4 protein-coding genes are annotated in these 2,436 nt (G+C 44.4%); all 4 read left to right on the top strand.

Features of this window, described 5'->3' with window-relative positions; all coding sequences use genetic code 11:
• Positions 1-629, top strand: a 629-nt coding sequence (locus AM228_RS28675; RefSeq protein ID WP_197285452.1) for a LamG domain-containing protein, incomplete at its 5' end; no start/stop codon positions are given.
• 349 nt (positions 630-978) lie between these two features.
• Entirely contained in the window at positions 979-1,167 is a 189-nt protein-coding gene (locus tag AM228_RS33855; RefSeq protein ID WP_156332142.1) for a hypothetical protein, read from the top strand.
• Between the two features lie 280 nt (positions 1,168-1,447).
• A complete protein-coding gene (locus AM228_RS33850) occupies positions 1,448-1,636 on the top strand; it encodes a hypothetical protein (protein ID WP_156332142.1) in 189 nt (62 codons plus the stop codon).
• A 278-nt stretch (positions 1,637-1,914) separates the two neighbouring features.
• The gene (locus tag AM228_RS36545) at positions 1,915-2,037 is read left to right on the top strand and encodes a hypothetical protein (RefSeq protein WP_255353290.1); all 123 of its coding nucleotides are present in this window, start codon (positions 1,915-1,917) and stop codon (positions 2,035-2,037) included.
• The last annotated feature ends 399 nt before the right edge of the window (positions 2,038-2,436 follow it).

Genomic DNA, 2,436 nt, shown 5'->3' with positions numbered 1-2,436 from the left:
ATGGAAATTATATTACTCTGCCGCCGATCAACGTCAGCTTTGATCAAGGTCTAACTATAGAAGCGTGGGTGTGGTACGATGCCTTTCAAAATAATTCGAGAATTATCGACTTTGGCAACGGACAATCAGATAACATCGTCTTTCGCAATTGGGGCGCAGAAAGTAAGCTGAGCTGGGTGATATTGAAGGGTGGTTCAGGACAGGAAATTTTTTCCCCCTCGGGAATTTTAGAACTGGGGAAATGGTTGCACTTAGCAGCAACAATCGAGCCTGCCGGAAATGCCGTCATTTACAAAAACGGCCTGCCCATAGCAGCGGGCAAGACTAGCCTTCCCAATAACATCAATCGCATCAACAATTACATCGGCAAAAGCAACTGGAACGAGCCGTATTTCAAGGGCAAGATGGCAGATGTTCGGTTTTGGAACCGAGTTCGCACTCCAGCAGAAATCCGGGCGGGTATGTCTAAGCGCCTCAGCGGAAAAGAGCCCGGTTTAGTCGGATACTGGCCATTAGATCATGTCCTAATACAAGGTTCAGAACTCAAAGTTCCAGACCTCACGGGCAGTTTCCCCGGAACTCTTGTTGGCACTTTCCTTGTTGAAGATCGTGCCTTCCCCCTTCGCTAAGGATGAGGAATATTTATCTGGCGGGCAATAACTAGGAAATTATCTGCGGTGATGCGCGGGTCCTGCCCGCAATGATGGCGAGCGGGCCCGCGCATGACCGCAGTAAATCTGTGGTTTTAACCAATAAATTATCTGCGGTTATGCTTCGCCCTTACCCTATCGGAATCATGGCGATCGCCCATAAATATCTGGGCGTTGCATTCCGGTATTAAGATTAATATTTTCACCCAGAAATATCTGCCGGAATGCTTCGCCCCTACAAGGTTAATATTTTCACCATTTTCACCCACATATAACCCACATATACCACATATATCTGTAGGAGCCCGCGCATTTCCGCAGTAAATCTTTGGTTTTAACCAATAACTTATCTACGGAAATGCTTCGCCCTTACCCTAGTAAATCTTTGGTTTTAACCGATAACTTATCTACGGAAATGCTTCGCCCTGGCATCTGGGTGATGGCGCGATCGCCCCCAAATATCTGGGCGTTGCATTCCGGTATTAAGATTAATATTTTCACCCACATATATCTGTAGGGGCCCGCGCATTTCCGCAGTAAATCTTTGATTTTAACCGATAACTTATCTGCGGAAATGCTTCGCCCTTACCCTATCGGAATCATGGCGATCGCCCATAAATATCTGGGCCCGCGCATTCCGGTATTAAAGTTAACATTTTCACCCATAAAGCATCTGCCGGAATGCGCGGGCCCCTACAAGGTTAATATTTTCACCATTTTCACCCACATATAACCCACATATAACCCACATATACCACATATATCTGTAGGGGCCCGCGCATTTCCGCAGTAAATCTTTGGTTTTAACCAATAACTTATCTACGGAAATGCTTCGCCCTTACCCTAGTAAATCTTTGGTTTTAACCGATAACTTATCTACGGAAATGCTTCGCCCTGGCATCTGGGTGATGGCGAGATCGCCCCCAAATATCTGGGCGTTGCATTCCGGTATTAAGATTAATATTTTCACCCACATATATCTGTAGGGGCCCGCGCATTTCCGCAGTAAATCTTTGATTTTAACCAATAACTTATCTGCGGAAATGCTTCGCCCTTACCCTATCGGAATCATGGCGATCGCCCATAAATATCTGGGCCCGCGCATTCCGGTATTAAGGTTAACATTTTCACCCAGAAATATCTGCCGGAATGCTTCGCCCCTACCATGTTAATATTTTCACCATTTTCACCCACATATAACCCACATATAACCCACATATACCACATATATCTGTAGGGGCCCGCGCATTTCCGCAGTAAATCTTTGGTTTTAACCAATAACTTATCTACGGAAATGCTTCGCCCTTACCCTAGTAAATCTTTGGTTTTAACTGATAACTTATCTACGGAAATGCTTCGCCCCTGCCTCAGAAACCGGGTTTCTTGATCAAATCCTTACTAGAACACAAAAATTAACGGAGAAACCCGGTTTCTTTGTTGCAGTCTTGGCAAACACATTCTCATCGGCAAATCTTAAGATTTCCTGAAGCTGCATAGGTGACATTTAGGGTAATTTTTCCTAATGTTACCAAATTTTTTCTAACATTTTACATAACATTATGTAACTTTTTATAACACTTTCAAGCCACCGAGCGTCTCAAGCAGTGATTGTATGATATTTGACTAACCTTTGTATTGCTTTTTCTCGGCTACCACCAACCGTCAGGGGTCACTATTGCTGATTTCCTCAAGTTGTTGGAGGTATCTACTTTTAAAATTCGTCATTAGGAGAAATAACGATGACTCCAGAGCCAACAATCCTCTCTCAACAGCCCGCTGAACTTCC

It is taken from the genome of Planktothricoides sp. SR001, assembly GCF_001276715.1.
In the GTDB taxonomy this organism is placed as follows: Bacteria; Cyanobacteriota; Cyanobacteriia; order Cyanobacteriales; family Laspinemataceae; genus Planktothricoides; species Planktothricoides raciborskii.
Note: the sequence above shows the minus strand (reverse complement) of the source record. Positions and strands in the feature narration are given on the sequence as shown.